The organism is Sulfurimonas sp. (assembly GCF_028714975.1).
Lineage (GTDB): Bacteria > Campylobacterota > Campylobacteria > Campylobacterales > Sulfurimonadaceae > Sulfurimonas.
The window spans coordinates 12,625-30,075 of record NZ_JAQTLH010000015.1; the positions used below are offsets into that span (position 1 = coordinate 12,625).

Consider the following 17,451-nt stretch of genomic DNA (forward strand, 5'->3'; position numbering starts at 1 on the left):
GAGACATTATGAGTAATTTCGCATTTGGAACTTACAGAATCAGTGATTTAAATCCCCAGCATATAGAAGCACTAAAAGAAGCGATAGAGTCGGGTATTACTATGATTGATACATCTTCAAACTATATGGACGGCGGCGCCGAGAGAGCGATTGCTCTTGCATTTAGGGAATTTGACGACTATAAAAGAGATGAAATTGAGGTAGTTAGTAAATTCGGTTATATACAAGGTACTAATCTGCTAAATTATAAGAACGGACTTTTGGCGATAGAAAATGCGCAAGAGATTGTAGAATATAATCAAGAGTGCTATCACTGTATATCAAAACAATTTATGCATGAGCAATTAACAGAATCTTTAAAAAGATTAGAGATTGAAAAAATAGATTGCTATTTAGTACATAATCCTGAGTACTATATTTTGGATGCTATTAAGAGAAATATTTCCAAAGATGATAGACTAGATGAGATGTATAGAAGGCTCCAAGATGTATTTGTTGGACTCGAAGAGGAGGTAAAAGCAGGAAGAATAGGCTCTTACGGAGTTAGTTCAAACAGTTTTTCGCTTCCAGAATCCAGTGATGAATTTTTACCTTATGAAGATTTGCTTACATTAGCTCAAAATGCAGCAAATATAGCCAAAAATGAAATACATAGTTTTACTATGATTGAACTTCCAATTAATATTTTGGAGAGAGATGGACTCCGATGTGCTTCTTGGGCAAAAAAAAGCGGTTTGAGAGTTTTAGCAAATAGACCGCTTAATGCAAAATATAAAGATAAGATGTTTCGTTTATGCGATTGTGAGGAGAGTAAAGAGTATTATCGCTATTTCAACGAGTTGATGGAAATTTGCGACAATGAAACATTGAGACCTATGTATAATCTTTTGGAAGAGCTAGATGAAGTAAAGCACAAATTTGGATGGATTGGCGACTACGATGTTTTTTTATTTTCTCAAATTATCCCACATATTAAAAAATCATTAGAAGAAGTTGATGAAGAAGATGTTGAGGCAGTGTTAAATTTTATAGACTTATATCTTCAAGAGTATAAAAAAATGGTCTCCTACGAGTGCTCAATAAAAACAAGAGAGCATCTAAAAGAGTTTTTTTTAAAATGCAGCGTATCTATGCAGGAGTGTGCTATTAGGTTTTTAATGCAAAAAGACGATATTGATTATATACTTGTGGGTATGAGAAAGCCTGCGTATGTACATCAAATCCTTTCGTTAAGAGAATAAGTGATATTTTTTATCACTTGTTAAGCGAATTTTTCATATCTTATGAATACAATAAGTTATACAAATTTTAAAGGATGGATATGATTCCATTTACGGATGAGGAGTTAATCGCTCCCGTGAGAAGCGTTATAAATAAAGTTCGCCCGTCATTGGCGCTAGACGGTGGTGACATAGATTTTTTAACAGTTAGAAATTCAAAAGTATATATACAGCTAAAAGGTTCGTGTATCGGTTGTGCAAGCAGCGGGACTACTTTAAAATACGGTGTAGAGAGACAACTGAAAATAGATATTCACCCTGAAATTACAGTTATTAATGTACCATTTGGTATGGAAAACGATATAGATAAATTATAAATAAGCGTAGAAATATTATGGCAATAAGTAAATATAAAACATTATCGCAAGCTAAAGAGAGTTTCTCTAGGTCGGATTATAAAAATGCCTTAGAGAAGTTTGCGGCAGTATTGCAGAATTATCCTAACTCAAAAGAGGCGTATAACGGCGTTATTTTGGCAGAAATGGCACTAAGCGGAGAGGGCGGTGCCGAAGCTCTTTTTGATTACTATGAGATATTAAAAGAAGAAGATAAAGAGCAGGCGGATACTATTATGAGTAATATTTTGCAAAATATGGACGGTTCGTTGGAGAAACTTAGAGAGGTGTTTGCAGAGCCTCTCCGCGATAGATTAGAGTTTGAAGACGGGATTTTATATAAAGATTTTAAAGCTATAATCGACAGCGGTGAGAGTTTCAAGGAGACTTTTGAAAATATTATGTTTTCAACGCGAGTTATTATTACCGAGAGAGAAGATTTCATTGATTTTTTAGACAATCTTATAGATCATGGTTTTGCTGAGATGGCACTCTCTTATTTAGAAAATGCTCTAAGTGTTTACCCGAGTGATAAACTACTTAGAAAACTGCTTAAAAAATTAGCAAAGGGTAAAGAAATTGAAAATTGAGCTTAGCGATGAAGAGTTTAAGTATATAACGGAGAATTCGCAAGAGTGCGATAAAGAGACTGCTTTTGTTTTGACGCCGCAAAATGAAAAGTTTCTTCAAAATGCAAAAGATAACGGTGCTCATTCAATTATAAATATCAAAGATGTTGCAAAGCTCTTTGGAATTGAGAAGATAAAAATTGTAGGGATTACCGGAACAAACGGCAAAACTACGACGGCAAGCGCTATATACTCATTTTTGCTAGATTTGGGTTATAAAGCCGCTATGCAGGGAACCCGCGGTTTTTTCATGAATGATGAGATGATAGAGGGTAAAACGCTTACAACTCCGTCCGTGCTCAACACATATAAGCATATCTATCAAGCGGTTAGTGCGGGTTGTGAATTTTTCATTATGGAAGTAAGCTCTCATGCAATTGCTCAAAAAAGAGTAGAAGGTCTTAATTTTGAGTTAAAAATACTTACAAATATTACTCAAGACCATTTGGATTATCATAAAACTATAGGTGAATATATAGCCGTAAAAAACAGTTTTTTTCAAGATGAAGGTAAAAAACTTATCAACAAAGATGAGCCAAAAGCCTCTTTTAATTTTAAAAATACTTTTACATACGGTATAGAAAATCCGGCAACATATAGACTTATCGCATACTCACTAAACAACGCGACAAGCGGAATAATTCAATATTTTGGCGAGATGGTTCCTTTTACCGCCTCTTTGCACGGATTTTTTAATCTTTATAATCTTATGGCTGCAATCTCGGCAACACATCTTTTAAGCGGAAAAAAACTAGAAGATGTTTGCGAAGTGGTTGAAAATTTTGCCGGCGTAAGCGGACGAATGGAACAGGTAAGCGAAGTTCCAAATGTTATAGTTGATTTTGCCCATACGCCTGACGGAATGGCGCAGGTGCTTAATGCACTTAAAGAGAAAGAGCTTTTGGTAGTTTTTGGTGCAGGCGGTGATAGAGATAGAACAAAGAGACCTTTGATGGGCAGAGTTGCGGCAAGCTTGGCAAAAAAAGTTTATATAACGAGTGACAATCCCAGAAGTGAAGAGCCGCAAGATATAGTAAACGATATTTTAGAGGGCATAGAAGATAAAAGCATAGTAAGTGTCGAGCTAAACAGAAGAAAAGCTATCGAGAGTGCACTAAATGACCAAAAAGAGGATGAAGTCGTTGTTATTCTTGGAAAGGGCGATGAGACATATCAGATAATATACGATGAGATGTTTCCCTTTGATGACAGAGAAGTCGTAAGAGAGTTGCTAAAAAACAGATAAATTTAAAATAGCTTTAAATAGACGACTTCTTTTATCCTATTTAGAATTTATGAGATTATTTTTGATATAATTGCGAAAATTTTTAAAAGGTACTTTTTATGGGAATTCCTCAACCGGCATTTTATATCTTTAAATGTGAGCAATCGGCTCCTCCGGGTATGCCAAAACCTTCATGTGTTACGCCTCAAACACAAGATCTTTTTCAACATCTGGCGCAAAAACTGATGAAAGAGGGTGTAATGGGTACTATTCAGCCTATTCGCACTTCTTGTCTAAACCGTTGTACTGCGGGTCCGGTTATGCTTGTAGAACCGGGACATTTTATGTATGCAGCTCTTACAAAAGAAAAAATAGATAGAATAATCGAAGAACATTTAATCGGCGGAAAAGTTGTAGAAGAGTATTTAATAAGCGCAGATATGTGGGATGATCCAATCTCGCCGTGCGATATGAAAAAACAGATGGGAATGTAAAAAATGACGATAGAGATGTTGTACAGCAAAATTCATCGTGCTACGGTAACTGACGCTAACTTAAATTATGTCGGCTCCATTACAATAGATGAAGAGCTTATGGAAGCTTCAAAGATGAGAGTTGGACAAAAAGTAGAGATTTTAAATATAAATAACGGTGAGAGATTTTCAACTTATGTTATTTTGGGCGAGCGCGGTAAGAGAGACATCTGTTTAAACGGTGCAGCCGCTAGAAAAGTTCATAAGGGTGATAAAATCATTATAGTTGCGTATGCTACTTATGATGAAGAGGATTTGCTTTCTTATAAACCGAAAGTTGTTTTAGTAGATGAGAACAACGATATCGAAGAAATTTTAGAGAGCATCTAAAATGTTCGGGAATTTAGGCGACATGAGCAAAATGCTTGAAGGAATGCAAGAAAATGCTAAAAAACTTCAAGCTGAGCTAGAGTCTAAAACTTTTAATGTAAAAAGCGGCGGCGGTTTAGTCGAGGTTGTTATAAACGGCAAAGGAGAGGTTGTGGACATTAACATCGACGACTCACTTCTTAGCGACAAAGATTCACTTCAAATTTTGTTAATCGGTGCTATTAATGATGCCTATAAAATGGTAGAGGACAATAGACAAAACAGTGCTTTGGGTATGCTAGGCGGTATTAACCCTTTTGGGAGCAAGTAGGTGTTTAGGCTATTTTTAGCACTTAACTTTCTTTTTTTTAATTTATATGCATGCGAAGGTGATTTTGACTCCTGCAGACTTAAAGTTGTCGATTCCGAATCAATAGTAAATCAAACACTTCAAATTCCCATTGAAAACAATAAAAGATTAATCTTCTCAACAACTGCGCCGAATGCAAAAATCATTAAGCACGATCCTTACCTATCTCTTTACCTCGTAGAAGATACAAAAAAATTCAAGTACCCGTTTAGAATTAATATGAATATCGGCAAGGGAATGTTCGCTGTCGATAACAATAAAATAATTAAGGGTAAAATCGTAAAACAACAGAATGGACTAGAGAGTTTTGCAACTTTTAGCGAACAACTCTCAACGCCAAGTTTGTTGCTAAACAGCTGTTGTTCTTTAGAGGGAATCATGACGGATAAAGGGATTATCGAAAAAGAGTATATAGAAAGATTTTTAAAATCAAAAACAGTCTCTTACGCAGATTTCGGTATAAAGATAAATGATGTCGGCTCTGCGGTGGTAGTTAGCAGCAGTAACTCTTTTATAAAAAATAACCTCTTTAAAAAAGATGACATAATTTTAGAATTTGACGGTAAAAAAGTAAAAAACAGCGCTACATTGATGAGAGATATACTTCTTAGTCAAATCGGCTCTACTCATAATGTAAAGATAAAAAGAGGCAATGAAATATCGGTAATAAGCGTTATAAGTCAAGATAAAAAGGACGGAGGTCTTTTAAGCAATACATTTTTAGAATTTTTCGGACTATCGTTTGATAAAAATTTAACTATTATAAAAATTGAAAAAGATGCCGAGCGCTATGGTCTTAAAATCGGTGATAAACTTCTTCAAATTGATACAAAAAGCGTTAAAAATGAGCAAGAGATATTTGATATAATGAGCGATAGTAAAAAATCTGTAAATCTTCTTTTCCAAAGAGAACAATTTCAGTTTTTTGTGAAACTTAATTAGATAGAATTCCGCATGCAAAACTTTGAGAACTTTTTACTAAATCATCTTCCGATATCAAAAAGCATACACCCTCACTATGAAAAGGCGCTTCAAAGGATGCTCCTAGCCGGCGGAAAAAGATTTCGTCCGGCACTTCTCTTGGGTGTTGTAGAGGCATATAACCCGCTTTTGCTTGAGGGAGCGTATCATGCCGCGTACGCTATCGAGCTTTTACATACATATTCTCTTATACACGATGATTTACCCGCTATGGACAATTCGCCGCTTCGCCGCGGAGAGCCGACTTTACATGTCGTTTTTGATGAGGTAACCGCAATTTTGGCAGGCGATGCGTTAAATACATACTCTTTTGAGGTTTTAAGCAATGCCCCGTTTTCAGACTATACAAGAGTTGAACTTATCAGAGAGTTGGCAGCAAACGGCGGATTAAACGGGATGGTTTTAGGTCAAGCGATTGATTGCTATTTTGAAAATAAGCCTCTTTGCATAGAAGATGTAAAAATTTTACATACAAATAAAACTGCAAAACTAATTGCCGCTTCGCTTAAGATGGGTGCAATAATCGTAGGCAGAGAAAAATTGGGTGAAAAACTTTATGATTTCGGTATAAAACTTGGGCTCCTGTTTCAGATACAAGATGATATTTTAGATGTTACGCAGAGTTCTGATGAAGCGGGAAAACTTACAAATAATGATGAAGCAAAAAATAGTTTTGTTACGCTTTTAGGGCTTTGTGAGGCGCAAAGCCAAGCCGACGAATTGGCACAAATAGTTACGCAAGAGCTGGAGAGTTTTGATGAGAAGCTAAAAAATGAACTCTCACCGCTTCTAATACACTACATAAACAGACACAAAGATTCAGTCTGACGCTTTAAGCGTCAAGCTTTAGTGCCATAGCGGCTAGCGAAGATGGCGGAATTACTTCCGACATCGTTTAATAAAATAAAGGAACTAATAATATGGGTAATGAAATACGTCAAAAAATGGCAAACAGTATAAGATTTTTAGCGGCAGATATGGTTCAATCTGCAAATTCAGGGCATCCAGGCGCACCGATGGGTCTTTCGGATATTGCAGTTGTTTTAAGCGAACATCTAAATCATAATCCTAAAAATCCATCTTGGCTAAATCGCGACAGACTTGTTTTTTCCGGCGGGCATGCAACGGGACTTATCTATTCACTTTATTATCTTTGGGGATACGGTCTGACTATAGAGGATTTGAAAAACTTTCGCCAACTTGACTCAAAAACTCCGGGGCATCCTGAATTTGGACACACTGCAGGTGTTGAGATAACGACCGGCCCGCTTGGACAAGGTGTGGCAAATGCCGTCGGTTTTGCAATGGCTTCAAAGTTTGTAGGCGCACAGGTTAATTCTGAGACGGCGAAACTTATTAATCACAAAGTTTACTGTTTATGCGGTGACGGAGATTTGGAAGAGGGTGTGAGTTATGAAGCTTGTTCAATAGCAGGACACAATAAACTTGACAATTTAATACTTATTTACGATTCAAACCGCATTACTATTGAGGGTTCAACAAGTTTAAGTATAAGTGAAAATATTCGTCTTCGTTTTGAGTCGCAAGGCTGGGATGTACAAGAATGTGACGGTCATAATTTTGATGAGATTGACACTGCGATTACTACTGCAAAATCTAACTCAAAGCCGACTATCATTATTGCAAATACGACTATTGCAAAAGGTGCAGGTAAGCTTGAGGGTTCTCATCACTCTCACGGTGCTCCGCTTGGCGGCGATGTTATCGCTGAGGCAAAAAGCGCTTGCGGATTTGATGCGCAGAAATGTTTTCATGTAGATGAAGATGTAATGGCTCGTTTTAGATGTGCGATAGAAAAGGGCGATTTGTTAGAGCGTGAGTGGATTCACAGCCTTAAAACTCTTCCGCTCTCAGAGCAAAATGAAGCTTTGGCGGCTCTGCAAAATCCTGATTTTTCTCGTATACAGTGGCCCTCTTTTGACAAAGCTGATGCAACAAGAAACACAAACGGAAAAATCCTAAACGCAATAGCAAGAGCTCTCCCTTGCTTTTTAGGCGGCTCGGCAGACCTTAGCCCGTCAAATAAAACTGAACTTGTAGATATGGGTGTTTATCCAAAAGGTAGAAATATATACTTTGGAATCCGTGAACATGCGATGGCATCAATCGTAAATGCAATGGCTCTTTATGGACCGCTTATGCCATTTTCAGCTACATTTTTTGTCTTTTCCGACTACTTAAAACCGGCTGCTAGAATTGCGGCTTTAACCGGAATTCAACACTTCTTTATCTGGACTCATGATAGTATTGGTGTTGGTGAAGATGGACCGACTCATCAGCCGATTGAACACTTAAGCCAATTTCGCGCATTACCAAACTTCTATGTTTGGAGACCTGCTGACGGTGCGGAGAATGTAGAAGCTTGGAAAACAGCACTTAGTATGAAAAAATCCCCGTCTGCTTTTGTATGCTCAAGACAAAATCTCTCAGTGCTTCCGACTGCAATTAAAGGCAGTGCGGCTCAGGGCGGATATTTACTAGCAAGTGATGAGAATGCAACTATAACTCTTATGGCAAGCGGCAGCGAAGTGGAACTTGCTCTTAAAGTAAAAGAGGCGTTAAATGAAAAAGGTATGAAAGCGGATGTCGTTTCTGTTCCGTGTTATGACCTTTTTATAGAACAAGATAAATCTTACATCGATTCAATTATTAAGCCTCAAACTAAAAAAGTAGCTATTGAGGCGGCAAGAGGTTTAGAGTGGTATAGATTTGCAGATGAAGTAGTCGGTATGGACACATTCGGCGCTTCGGCTCCGGCAGATAAGCTTTTTGCTAAATTCGGTTTTTCGGTTGAGGCTGTTTTAGCAAAAATCATTTAATATTATTTTTATTCTAAAACAAGTACAATTTAACAATTTTAGTTGACAAGGAACTTATGTGAAGTTATTCTTATTATTGATAGTTGGGGCTACTCTTTGTTTTGGGGCAGTAGATATTAATAAAGCCGATAAAAATGAGCTTATGAGTGTTAGCGGTATCGGTGAAGTAAAAGCGGATGCAATTTTAGATTATAGAAAAAAGCATAATTGTTTTAAAAATGTTGAAGAGTTAAAAGAGGTTAAAGGGTTCGGTGAGGGTTTTTTAGAGAAAAACAAAAAAAATATAAAAACTAGCGATTGTAAGAAAAAATAACAAGCAGTTTTAAAAAGAGGTGTTAGAGTATCTCTTTTTTTAAAAAACAGCCGACTCCGTACGGCTTGTTAGAGTAAAATTTTTTACCGTGATGTACGATGAGCGCATGGAACTCTTGATAGACTTTAAATAGTTCTTTCTCGTTTTTTATGCACTCTTTTAGAGAATTTTGCATTAATCTTTTTATATCGCCGTATTTTGCTTTTTCATCTATAAACCCAAGTTCCAGCAACACTCTTTTTGTGTAAGCATCTACTTTAAACTCCTGTTTATCGTATCCGTACAAAAGCATAGAGTCGGCACTCTCTTCTCCAATCCCCGTAACATTTAAGAGCGCTTCTCTAGTCGGAGCGGCACCGCCTAGATTTTTGTAAAATTTTATAAATTCTAAAATATATCTAGCTTTTTGATTGTAGTAACCTGATGGTCTAATAGCTTCTTTTAGCTCTTCTATATTCATAGATTCAATCGCATCGGCATTTATTGCGTTTTTTGCATATAGGTTCTCAAGAGATTTTACTACCGAAGAAAATGTCGTATTTTGGGTAAGAATTGAGCCTAAGCAGACTTCAAATATCTCGCTTTCGTTTCTTGGAAAATCGTAATCTAGTTTATGATATCCGTAGCCTGTTATCGGCCACCAGCCCTGCGCACCGTAGGCTTCATACAATATTTTATAAATCTTATATATTTTGTTCATAAATATGTTAAAACTTTAACGCCGATAAAAATTGCACCTAAAAAAATAATTGATGAGATGAAAACAAGAGCGGTGACAACTTTGGGCTTAGAATCATAAAGTGAAGCAAAGTTTACATTTGCTATCGCAAGCGGCACTAAAATCTCTATAAAAATTATACCTTTAATCATGGAGTCTAGTTCAATATTGTAAAGAACTAAAAATGCAATACTCGGTAAAAAGATAAACTTCAGACCCATAACCCACAAAGTCAGAGTTTTACTTATCTCGTTTATTTTTGTACCGTAAAGATAGATGCCAAAGAGAAACAGCTGCATTGTTATAGAAGCATAAGCGCCCATCATAAGTATTTTCATAATCTCTTGGCTCGGTTTATAGCCGTAAATGCTTAGTATAATCGCTACTATTGCCGCCCAAAGAATAGGCAGTTTTACTATATTTTTTAGTGATGTTTTAACATCAAAACTGCCTCTTGAGTAGTAGTAAACTCCGATAGTATAAACAATAAATACATTCATAAGATTTATAACGGTCGTATAGGGAATAGACTCTTCGCCGAAGATGGCTATATTTAGAGGTATTCCTAAGTTGCCGGTATTTCCTATAATTGCCGCAACCGTTGCTATGGAGTACTCTTTTTGATCCAAAAAAAGCTTTTTGGCTGCAATTGCAGAAATTATCAAAACTAAAATGGATATAAAGAGGTAGATTGAGGGTGCAAAAAGCAGTGTAGCATCGACAGGACGGATTAAAAGTCCCCAAAATGTTAGAAAAACCTGCAGAAAGTAGACATTTATAAGTGTAATGGTTTTGTCGTCGATGGACTCTTTAAAACTCATTTTTGCAATATAGCCCATAGCTATAAATATATATATGCCTAAAATTGAAAATATTATTGAACTCATATGCGGATTATATCAGATAGTGTATAATTTCACACCAAAAAATAGGCGTCGATTATGCAAACAACAGAAGATATTAAAAAAATTATAGAAGAAAATTTAGCCGTGATGCTCTACTTTTCAGCTCCGACTTGCAATGTTTGCCACGCACTCAAACCTAAACTCGTAGATGCGATTTCTAGTAACTTTAAAGAGTTTGAAATCGTGAGTGTCGATACCTCGATAGATCAGGAAATCGCGGCGAATTTCAGTGTTTTTGCCATCCCTACCGTTTTAGTTTTTTTAGGCGGCAAAGAGTTTTTGAGAAAATCACGCCATATGAGCGTCGACGAGGTAATAAGAGAGATAAAACGCCCTTATGAAATTATGATTTCATAAACCGTTTATACTATCTTAATTTGATTTCTGCCATTTTCTTTTGCCGTATAGAGTGCTTTGTCGGCTCGTTCTATGCACTGAGTGATTGTCTCATCCTCTTTATAAATCGTACCGCCGAAACTAGCGGTGACATTGGTTACTTCTTCAAAATATTGTTTCTCAATTTGCTTGCGTATATATTCAACTCGTTTTTCAATAGAGTTAAGCGTGTCAATCTTCATAAGGATGATAAACTCTTCACCGCCCCAACGAATCAGGTAATCCTCTTGGCGTATTGATTCATTAATCGTATTTACAAGAATTTTTAAAACAATATCACCGCGGTTATGCCCGTAAGTGTCGTTAACATTTTTAAAGTAATCAATATCGCAGATAATTACTCCAAGTCTATGTGGCTTAGTTTCCTCTATAATCAGATTGATATTGTTATCAAAAAATTCTCTATTTAGCGCATTTGTCAATTTATCGTGGGTAAGTTTAAGTTGAAGCTTTTTATGCTCCATCATTGTATAACTTATATCCGTAAAAGAGACGATGTAGCTTCCTTCTTCAAACTCATTTGCGGAAACACTAAAAGTATGCGGCGTCATATTATAATCAAGCATGGATACAATGCGTTTGTCACCGGAAAGATTTATAATCGCTTTTACCCAATTTTGATCTTTGGGTACTTTTCCTAAATGAAAGAATTCGTCATCATTAACAAACTTCTCACAAATGCAATTATGGTGTTTAAAAAAACTCTCTATATCATCAAGACCAAAAAACTCATACATGGTTTGATTTGCCATTATCAGTTTTTTCTTATCGGTGATAATTACGATATTTTTTTGCAAATCAAAAAGCTTTTGCAGTTTGACATTAAAGTGAGATAACTCCTCTTTTTGTCCATTTAGCTCTGAAGTTAAGAGATAGATACTTCTCTCCTTTTTCTGAATCAAGATATATGCTCCGATAATTAGAGCGGAAGAAATTATCGTAAGGATGATCACTACTATTTTTGCCGAATAGTGCATAAGAGTATGTTCTAGGGATACATCACTTAAAAAAACAAAGTACCCGATATCCTTGCTTGACACATCGGAAAGCATACTCTTTGAAACAAAGTATGTATTTTTTTTGAACTCTATGTCATTGAGATTTATATCATTGGTTAAAATTGATTTCATTTGATGCGGAATATCAAATGTGCTATATGAGATATAATGATTAGCCGTCTCAACTTTTTGCTTTAACTCTTCTTGTACAAAAGTCGGGGCGTCTTTATAAATTTCTTTTTTAACTGCCAGATAGATATGTGTTTCTAAAAATCCTGATATATCGTCGATAACTTTATCAATCTCTTTTCCAAGTTCTAAATAGCCGATAAGTTTTCCATCGACATACCACGGCTTTACAACTCTTAGCGTATAATTTTTTTTCAATCCGAATTCCAGACCGTAATAGATAGATTGTAACTCTTGTGCCTTTTTAAAAGTTGTCCTTTCAACGATATCTGAATCTTTTTCGTAATCGTGTGTTCTAAGCAAAACGGTACCGTCTGGTTTTATAAAATACATGTGAGTCAGATTGATATTTTTATTTAAGCGATCGTATATCTCTTTTATGGAATTGTTAAGTTCTTGTTTGTTTGATGCTTTAAACTGCTCGGTTACATTTTTCATATTTTGAATAAAATCTATATATTCGCCAAGAACGGCAGCTTCGCTATCAACTTTTTCATTTAAATATTTTGTAAATAATGCAGGAGTATTCTTTTTACTTTCATGAATAGAATTTTCTTGAGCATAGATAATGGCAAATACGGTAAAAAGCGACATTATAAATACGGCTAATATAATAGGAATATAGAGATTTAATCGATATATATGCGACACTTTAAACCTTTGTTAAGATTTCATAAAAGCGATAAGCGAAGCGGTAACCGCAACATTAAGTGACTCAACGCCCCTGTTCATGGGAATACAAATTGAGTCGTTACAAAGTTTTTCAATCTCTTTTGAGACTCCCTCACTTTCGTTTCCAAGAACAAAAATTGACTTTTCGCTCTTTTTAATATCGTAGATGCTGTTTTTAGCGTGTGAAGAGAGCAGATAGATTTTTGTCTCTTTTAACTCTTTTAAAACTTCATCAAGAGTGTTGCAGTAGTATATAGGAAGCTTAAAAAGCGTCCCTGCACTCGCTTTTATGACAAGCGGAGAGATTTTTGCACTGTTTTTTTTAGGAAGAATTATGCCATCAACATATCCGCCTGCACATGAACGGATAATCATTCCGAGATTTTGGGGATTTTGGATGCCCTCAAGTGCCAGAAGTTTAAAACTCTTTAAGTCTTTTATCGTATTTGCATTTTGGTAAGAGTTTGCGATAATGTCTATTGCTACGCCTTGGTCTTGTTTTGCGTTCTTGCTGATTCTGCTAAGTGCATTTTTATCGTGGTAAGTGACTTCAACGCCTCTTTTTTTAGTAAGTTTAAGAATAGTCTCGATTGCACCGTCGGTTTTGTTGGAGTTTGAGAGATGAAGTTTATGAATATCTATGGTACTGTCTTGTAAAACCTCGATAACTACATTTCTGCCGTAAAGCGTTATTATCTTTTCAAAATATGCTTTTTTGTTTTTGTACTCTTGTGAATCTTCCAAAATTTACCTTTTGTTTTTATATTTATAATTTTACACTAATTTAATTTAGAGGTACCCTTTATTTATCAGTTTAATTTATAAATAGTGTTATACTCTAAAAACTAAAAACTGGAAAAAAATTAATGGATAATAGAATTGAAGAGATAGCAGCCCAAATAAGGAGTCTTGAAGAAGAGCTAATAGAAGAGCTGAGAAAAAAGCAAGACGAGTTTTTTTATACGCTTGAAGATAGAAAAGTTAAATTTAAAGAGAATGTTATAAAAGAGGGCAGATTAAGAGTAATAAGTTCTATCAAGTATCTCTCTTCCTTTCCGGTTTTAGCAATTCTTACGATTCCCTTTATCTGGTCTATGATGATTCCTGCATTTCTTGTCGACATTTTTGTTACTATTTATCAGAGTGTCTGTTTTCCTATATATAAAATACCAAAGGTAAAAAGAAAAGATTATGTCGTAATTGACAGGTACAATCTTTTTTATCTTGATAGAGTCGAGAAGGTAAACTGTTTGTATTGTGAATATTTTAACGGTGTAATAGGTTATACAAGAGAGATAGCTGCAAGAAGCGAGCAGTTTTGGTGCCCCATAAAACATTCAAAACCGCAAATTGATATGCATTCAAGATACGATAAATTTTTTGATTTCGGCGATTATCTTACATATAGAAAAGAGCTGGAAGAGAGAAGATCTAATTTTAAAGATGTAGAAAACAGAGGGGATATTTAGTACATATTTTATCAAATAAGGACGGTATCGTTATGAGTATGAATTTAAGTGCAGAGCCTAAGCAAGCCAAAGACCCTGTTTGCGGTATGAATGTTTCTAGTGATTCTAAATATATATACCGTTATATGGAGGATGATTATCACTTTTGCAGTGAACATTGTCTTGTAAAATTTAAACAAAATCCTAAAAAATATCTAAATATAGAGACTAAACCGACTCATAAAAGCGATAACCAATCAATAGATTACATATGTCCTATGCATCCGGAAATAATCCAAAATCATCCCGGTTCTTGTCCTAAATGCGGTATGGCGCTAGAGCCTGTCGTAGTAAAAGTTGAAGAAAAAAATGAAGAACTTATAGATATGAGCCGTCGTTTTTGGGTAAGTGCAGTTTTTACTATTGCCGTATTTGCTTTAGCTATGATTGCTGATTTACTACCTGCTTTATTGCCGAATGAACTAAGTATGAAAATGGTTCAACGGATAGAATTTTTATTGGCTACACCGGTTGTATTATGGGGCGGTTGGCCGTTCTTTGTTCGAGGTTTTAAATCAGTGCGTACTATGAACCTAAATATGTTTACGCTTATTGCACTCGGCGTCTTAGTTGCTTGGTTATATAGTATAACGGCGTTGCTCATTCCACAGATTTTCCCGCCTATGATGCAGATGAAAGATGGTTTGGTTGATGTCTACTTTGAAGTAGCGGCAGTAATTACTGCTCTTGTGCTTTTGGGGCAGGTACTGGAACTTCGTGCTCGTTCACAGACTAATTCAGCTATTAAACTTTTGTTAGGTCTTGCTCCAAAGGAGGCGCGTATTATTAGAGGTGACGGAAGCGAAGATGATATTCTCATAGATAATGTAGAAGTCGGAGATATTTTGCGTGTTCGCCCCGGTGAGAAAATACCTGTAGACGGCATAGTTATAGAAGGTAAAAGTAATGTAGATGAATCAATGGTTACGGGTGAGCCGATAGCCGTTTCTAAATCTGTCGGCGATAAACTCATAGGTGCTACGATTAACTCAAAGGGCAGCTTACTTATGAGAGCAGAAAAAATCGGTGCAGACACTCTGCTCTCTCAAATCATAGAAATGGTTTTGCATGCACAACGCTCTCGTGCACCTATACAAAAATTGGCTGACAGTGTGGCTGGTTATTTTGTTCCGGCTGTAGTTGTTATAGCACTAATTACATTTGTGCTCTGGCGCATATTTGGACCTGAACCATCTTTGGCTTATGCTGTTGTTAGTGCCATTTCGGTTTTGATTATTGCATGTCCATGTGCTTTGGGTCTTGCTACGCCTATTTCTATTATGGTAGGAACGGGTTGCGGTGCTGCGGTTGGAGTATTAATTAAAAATGCCGAAGCGTTAGAGATTATGGAAAAGGTCGATACTTTGGTAGTGGATAAAACCGGTACTCTTACAGAGGGCAAACCTAAACTCGTTGCCATATATGCAGAAGATGGATTTGGTGAAAGTGAAGTGTTGCGATTAGCGGCAAGCTTGGAGAGAGCTAGTGAACATCCCTTGGCGGATGCTATTGTAAACGGAGCTAAAGATAGAAGCATTGAATTGTTTAAAGCCGATAATTTTGAATACATAAGCGGAATGGGAATAACCGGCAGAGTCGATGGACGGGCAGTTGCGGTAGGCAATATAAAATTATTGGAAAGTTTAAATATAGATACGGCAGAGTTGTCACACCAAGCTGATACAGAACGAAATGACGGCAAAATCGTTATGTTGGTTGCTATTGATTTAAAAGCTGCAGGTTTTATTGCTGTTACCGATCCCATTAAAGAGTCTTCCGCAAAAGCTGTTAATGATTTGCATGCAGAAGGCATAAGAGTTGTTATGCTCACAGGCGATAATCGTACCACGGCAGAAGTTGTTGCAAAAAAATTAGGTATCGATGAGGTTTATGCCGAAGTATTGCCTGAGCAAAAAACGGAGGTTATTAAAGAGCTTCAAGCACAAGGGCATATTGTTGCTATGGCAGGCGACGGGATTAATGATGCTCCGGCACTCGCCCTTGCCCATGTCGGTATTGCAATGGGCACCGGCACCGATATCGCAATGGAGAGTGCAGGAGTCACTTTAGTAAAAGGTGATTTGCAGGGCATAGTTAGAGCTAGAGTGTTAAGTAGGGCGACAATGCGAAATATTAGACAAAATCTATTTTTTGCGTTTTTCTACAACTCGGCGGGAATTCCTATTGCTGCAGGATTGCTCTACCCGTTTTTTGGGATACTGCTCTCACCGATGATTGCCGCGGCTGCAATGAGTTTTAGTTCTGTTTCCGTAATTACCAATGCACTGAGGCTCAGACAAATAAAATTATAAATTAGCTTTTTAGTGCGTAATATTGTAAACAATCTCTGTTTTGTTTTTTACAATTATAATTTCTGCTACACTCAAACCTTCTATCTCTAGAGCCGTAAACTCTTTTATTGAGTTTATGTCGTTTTTTGCAGCGGCTCTTAAGATTAAACCTCTATATGCTTTTGCCCAATGACTTACAACTTTGCCCTCTTTTAAAAATTTTAGAGTAGTGTATGGTTTTTTAACTTCATAAAACTTATCATAATAACCCGCACGAAGATCTAAAATTTCACTATTTGCAAGGTATAAATCAAGTTGATATGAAAATCGTTGTTTATAAAATTTATCAGGAACAAATTTGCCGATATCACTGCCTTGTTTAACTTTATAGTTGGCGATAGTGTCTCCACCTAGTATAGGTCCGTAAAGGTTTGAGAATATTAAGATATTTGATTTGAGGTACTCTTTGGCTTTTTTATCAAGCGAATCAAAATCAAGATACTCATAAGCCACACCGTCATATCTCTCAATCGCACACATAAACGGTGAGATAAAAATATCATTTATATAAGGTGCGCAGTCGCTAAATTTTTTAAACCCAAAAAGTTCTTTTATCGCGTTTTCATCTCCGTTTTTAATAATATTGCTATACTCGCTAAGGATGCCATCTCTTGCGTTATTAGAACCAAAGAGCTCTTTTTCTCTCTCTTTGCCGCCAATTTTTTTGTTCTCGGCAGGTGAAAATAGTATTTTTAGCATAAAAAATGACCTTCCTTATATGGAAAAATAAACAAATAATAGCCTTTTTTACATAAAGAGTTAAATATTATATATTTTTAGTAAAAAACTCTTGACATTTAAATTATTATCCACTATAATTCTGGCTCAAATTCGATGCCGGCATAGCTCAGTTGGCTAGAGCAGCTGATTTGTAATCAGCAGGCCCGGGGTTCAAATCC

At 36.2% G+C, this 17,451-nt stretch carries 19 protein-coding genes; 14 read left to right on the plus strand and 5 right to left on the minus strand.

What is annotated here, in order from left to right:
• The first annotated feature begins 8 nt into the window (after positions 1-8).
• The 11 genes from PHQ93_RS10355 to PHQ93_RS10405 all read left to right on the plus strand — a co-directional run bounded on the left by PHQ93_RS10355 (position 9) and on the right by PHQ93_RS10405 (position 8,815).
• Positions 9-1,241 carry an aldo/keto reductase gene (locus PHQ93_RS10355; RefSeq protein WP_299944073.1) on the plus strand — a complete coding sequence of 411 codons (1,233 nt, stop codon included), beginning with the start codon at positions 9-11 and terminating at the stop codon, positions 1,239-1,241.
• An 80-nt stretch (positions 1,242-1,321) separates the two neighbouring features.
• The gene (locus PHQ93_RS10360; protein ID WP_299944076.1) at positions 1,322-1,597 is read left to right on the plus strand and encodes a NifU family protein; all 276 of its coding nucleotides are present in this window, start codon (positions 1,322-1,324) and stop codon (positions 1,595-1,597) included.
• A 17-nt stretch (positions 1,598-1,614) separates the two neighbouring features.
• Positions 1,615-2,205 (plus strand): hypothetical protein, encoded by a 591-nt coding sequence (locus PHQ93_RS10365; protein ID WP_299944080.1) that lies wholly within the window; start codon positions 1,615-1,617, stop codon positions 2,203-2,205.
• On the plus strand, positions 2,195-3,490 hold the full coding sequence (locus PHQ93_RS10370) for a UDP-N-acetylmuramoyl-L-alanyl-D-glutamate--2,6-diaminopimelate ligase (RefSeq protein ID WP_299944083.1): 1,296 nt from the start codon (positions 2,195-2,197) through the stop codon (positions 3,488-3,490). The genes PHQ93_RS10365 and PHQ93_RS10370 overlap by 11 nt, the downstream gene beginning before the upstream one ends.
• A gap of 98 nt (positions 3,491-3,588) precedes the next feature.
• Complete coding sequence (locus PHQ93_RS10375) at positions 3,589-3,963, plus strand: (2Fe-2S) ferredoxin domain-containing protein (protein WP_299944085.1); 375 nt, start codon at positions 3,589-3,591, stop codon at positions 3,961-3,963.
• A gap of 3 nt (positions 3,964-3,966) precedes the next feature.
• A complete protein-coding gene (gene panD / locus PHQ93_RS10380; protein WP_299916541.1) occupies positions 3,967-4,332 on the plus strand; it encodes an aspartate 1-decarboxylase in 366 nt (121 codons plus the stop codon).
• Between the two features lies 1 nt (position 4,333).
• Complete coding sequence (locus PHQ93_RS10385; RefSeq protein ID WP_299944088.1) at positions 4,334-4,642, plus strand: YbaB/EbfC family nucleoid-associated protein; 309 nt, start codon at positions 4,334-4,336, stop codon at positions 4,640-4,642.
• Complete coding sequence (locus tag PHQ93_RS10390; RefSeq protein ID WP_299944091.1) at positions 4,643-5,623, plus strand: PDZ domain-containing protein; 981 nt, start codon at positions 4,643-4,645, stop codon at positions 5,621-5,623.
• Between the two features lie 12 nt (positions 5,624-5,635).
• A complete protein-coding gene (locus PHQ93_RS10395; protein ID WP_299944094.1) occupies positions 5,636-6,490 on the plus strand; it encodes a polyprenyl synthetase family protein in 855 nt (284 codons plus the stop codon).
• 92 nt (positions 6,491-6,582) lie between these two features.
• Positions 6,583-8,502, plus strand: coding sequence for a transketolase (gene tkt / locus PHQ93_RS10400; RefSeq protein ID WP_299944097.1), 1,920 nt, complete (start codon positions 6,583-6,585; stop codon positions 8,500-8,502).
• Positions 8,503-8,560: 58 nt separating this feature from the next.
• The gene (locus tag PHQ93_RS10405) at positions 8,561-8,815 is read left to right on the plus strand and encodes a helix-hairpin-helix domain-containing protein (protein ID WP_299944100.1); all 255 of its coding nucleotides are present in this window, start codon (positions 8,561-8,563) and stop codon (positions 8,813-8,815) included.
• Between the two features lie 22 nt (positions 8,816-8,837).
• Here PHQ93_RS10405 and PHQ93_RS10410 read toward each other — a convergent pair whose 3' ends face one another.
• Together PHQ93_RS10410 and PHQ93_RS10415 are read right to left on the minus strand one after the other, a co-directional pair.
• On the minus strand, positions 8,838-9,515 hold the full coding sequence (locus PHQ93_RS10410) for an endonuclease III domain-containing protein (RefSeq protein WP_299944102.1): 678 nt from the start codon (positions 9,513-9,515) through the stop codon (positions 8,838-8,840).
• Entirely contained in the window at positions 9,512-10,420 is a 909-nt protein-coding gene (locus tag PHQ93_RS10415) for an AEC family transporter (RefSeq protein WP_299944106.1), read from the minus strand. Before PHQ93_RS10415 ends, PHQ93_RS10410 begins: the two co-directional genes overlap by 4 nt.
• A 54-nt stretch (positions 10,421-10,474) precedes the next feature.
• Between PHQ93_RS10415 and PHQ93_RS10420 the strand changes: the two genes are divergently transcribed.
• A complete protein-coding gene (locus PHQ93_RS10420) occupies positions 10,475-10,795 on the plus strand; it encodes a co-chaperone YbbN (protein ID WP_299944109.1) in 321 nt (106 codons plus the stop codon).
• 5 nt (positions 10,796-10,800) lie between these two features.
• Here PHQ93_RS10420 and PHQ93_RS10425 read toward each other — a convergent pair whose 3' ends face one another.
• Both PHQ93_RS10425 and PHQ93_RS10430 read right to left on the minus strand, forming a co-directional pair.
• Positions 10,801-12,672, minus strand: a complete 1,872-nt coding sequence (locus PHQ93_RS10425) for a diguanylate cyclase (RefSeq protein ID WP_299944111.1) — start codon at positions 12,670-12,672, stop codon at positions 10,801-10,803.
• 12 nt (positions 12,673-12,684) lie between these two features.
• The gene (locus tag PHQ93_RS10430; protein ID WP_299944114.1) at positions 12,685-13,437 is read right to left on the minus strand and encodes an RNA methyltransferase; all 753 of its coding nucleotides are present in this window, start codon (positions 13,435-13,437) and stop codon (positions 12,685-12,687) included.
• A gap of 122 nt (positions 13,438-13,559) precedes the next feature.
• Between PHQ93_RS10430 and PHQ93_RS10435 the strand changes: the two genes are divergently transcribed.
• Together PHQ93_RS10435 and PHQ93_RS10440 are read left to right on the plus strand one after the other, a co-directional pair.
• A complete protein-coding gene (locus PHQ93_RS10435) occupies positions 13,560-14,162 on the plus strand; it encodes a hypothetical protein (RefSeq protein WP_299944118.1) in 603 nt (200 codons plus the stop codon).
• Between the two features lie 32 nt (positions 14,163-14,194).
• On the plus strand, positions 14,195-16,513 hold the full coding sequence (locus PHQ93_RS10440) for a heavy metal translocating P-type ATPase (RefSeq protein WP_299944122.1): 2,319 nt from the start codon (positions 14,195-14,197) through the stop codon (positions 16,511-16,513).
• A gap of 9 nt (positions 16,514-16,522) precedes the next feature.
• Here PHQ93_RS10440 and PHQ93_RS10445 read toward each other — a convergent pair whose 3' ends face one another.
• Entirely contained in the window at positions 16,523-17,251 is a 729-nt protein-coding gene (locus PHQ93_RS10445; RefSeq protein ID WP_299944125.1) for a YaaA family protein, read from the minus strand.
• Positions 17,252-17,451 lie beyond the last annotated feature (200 nt).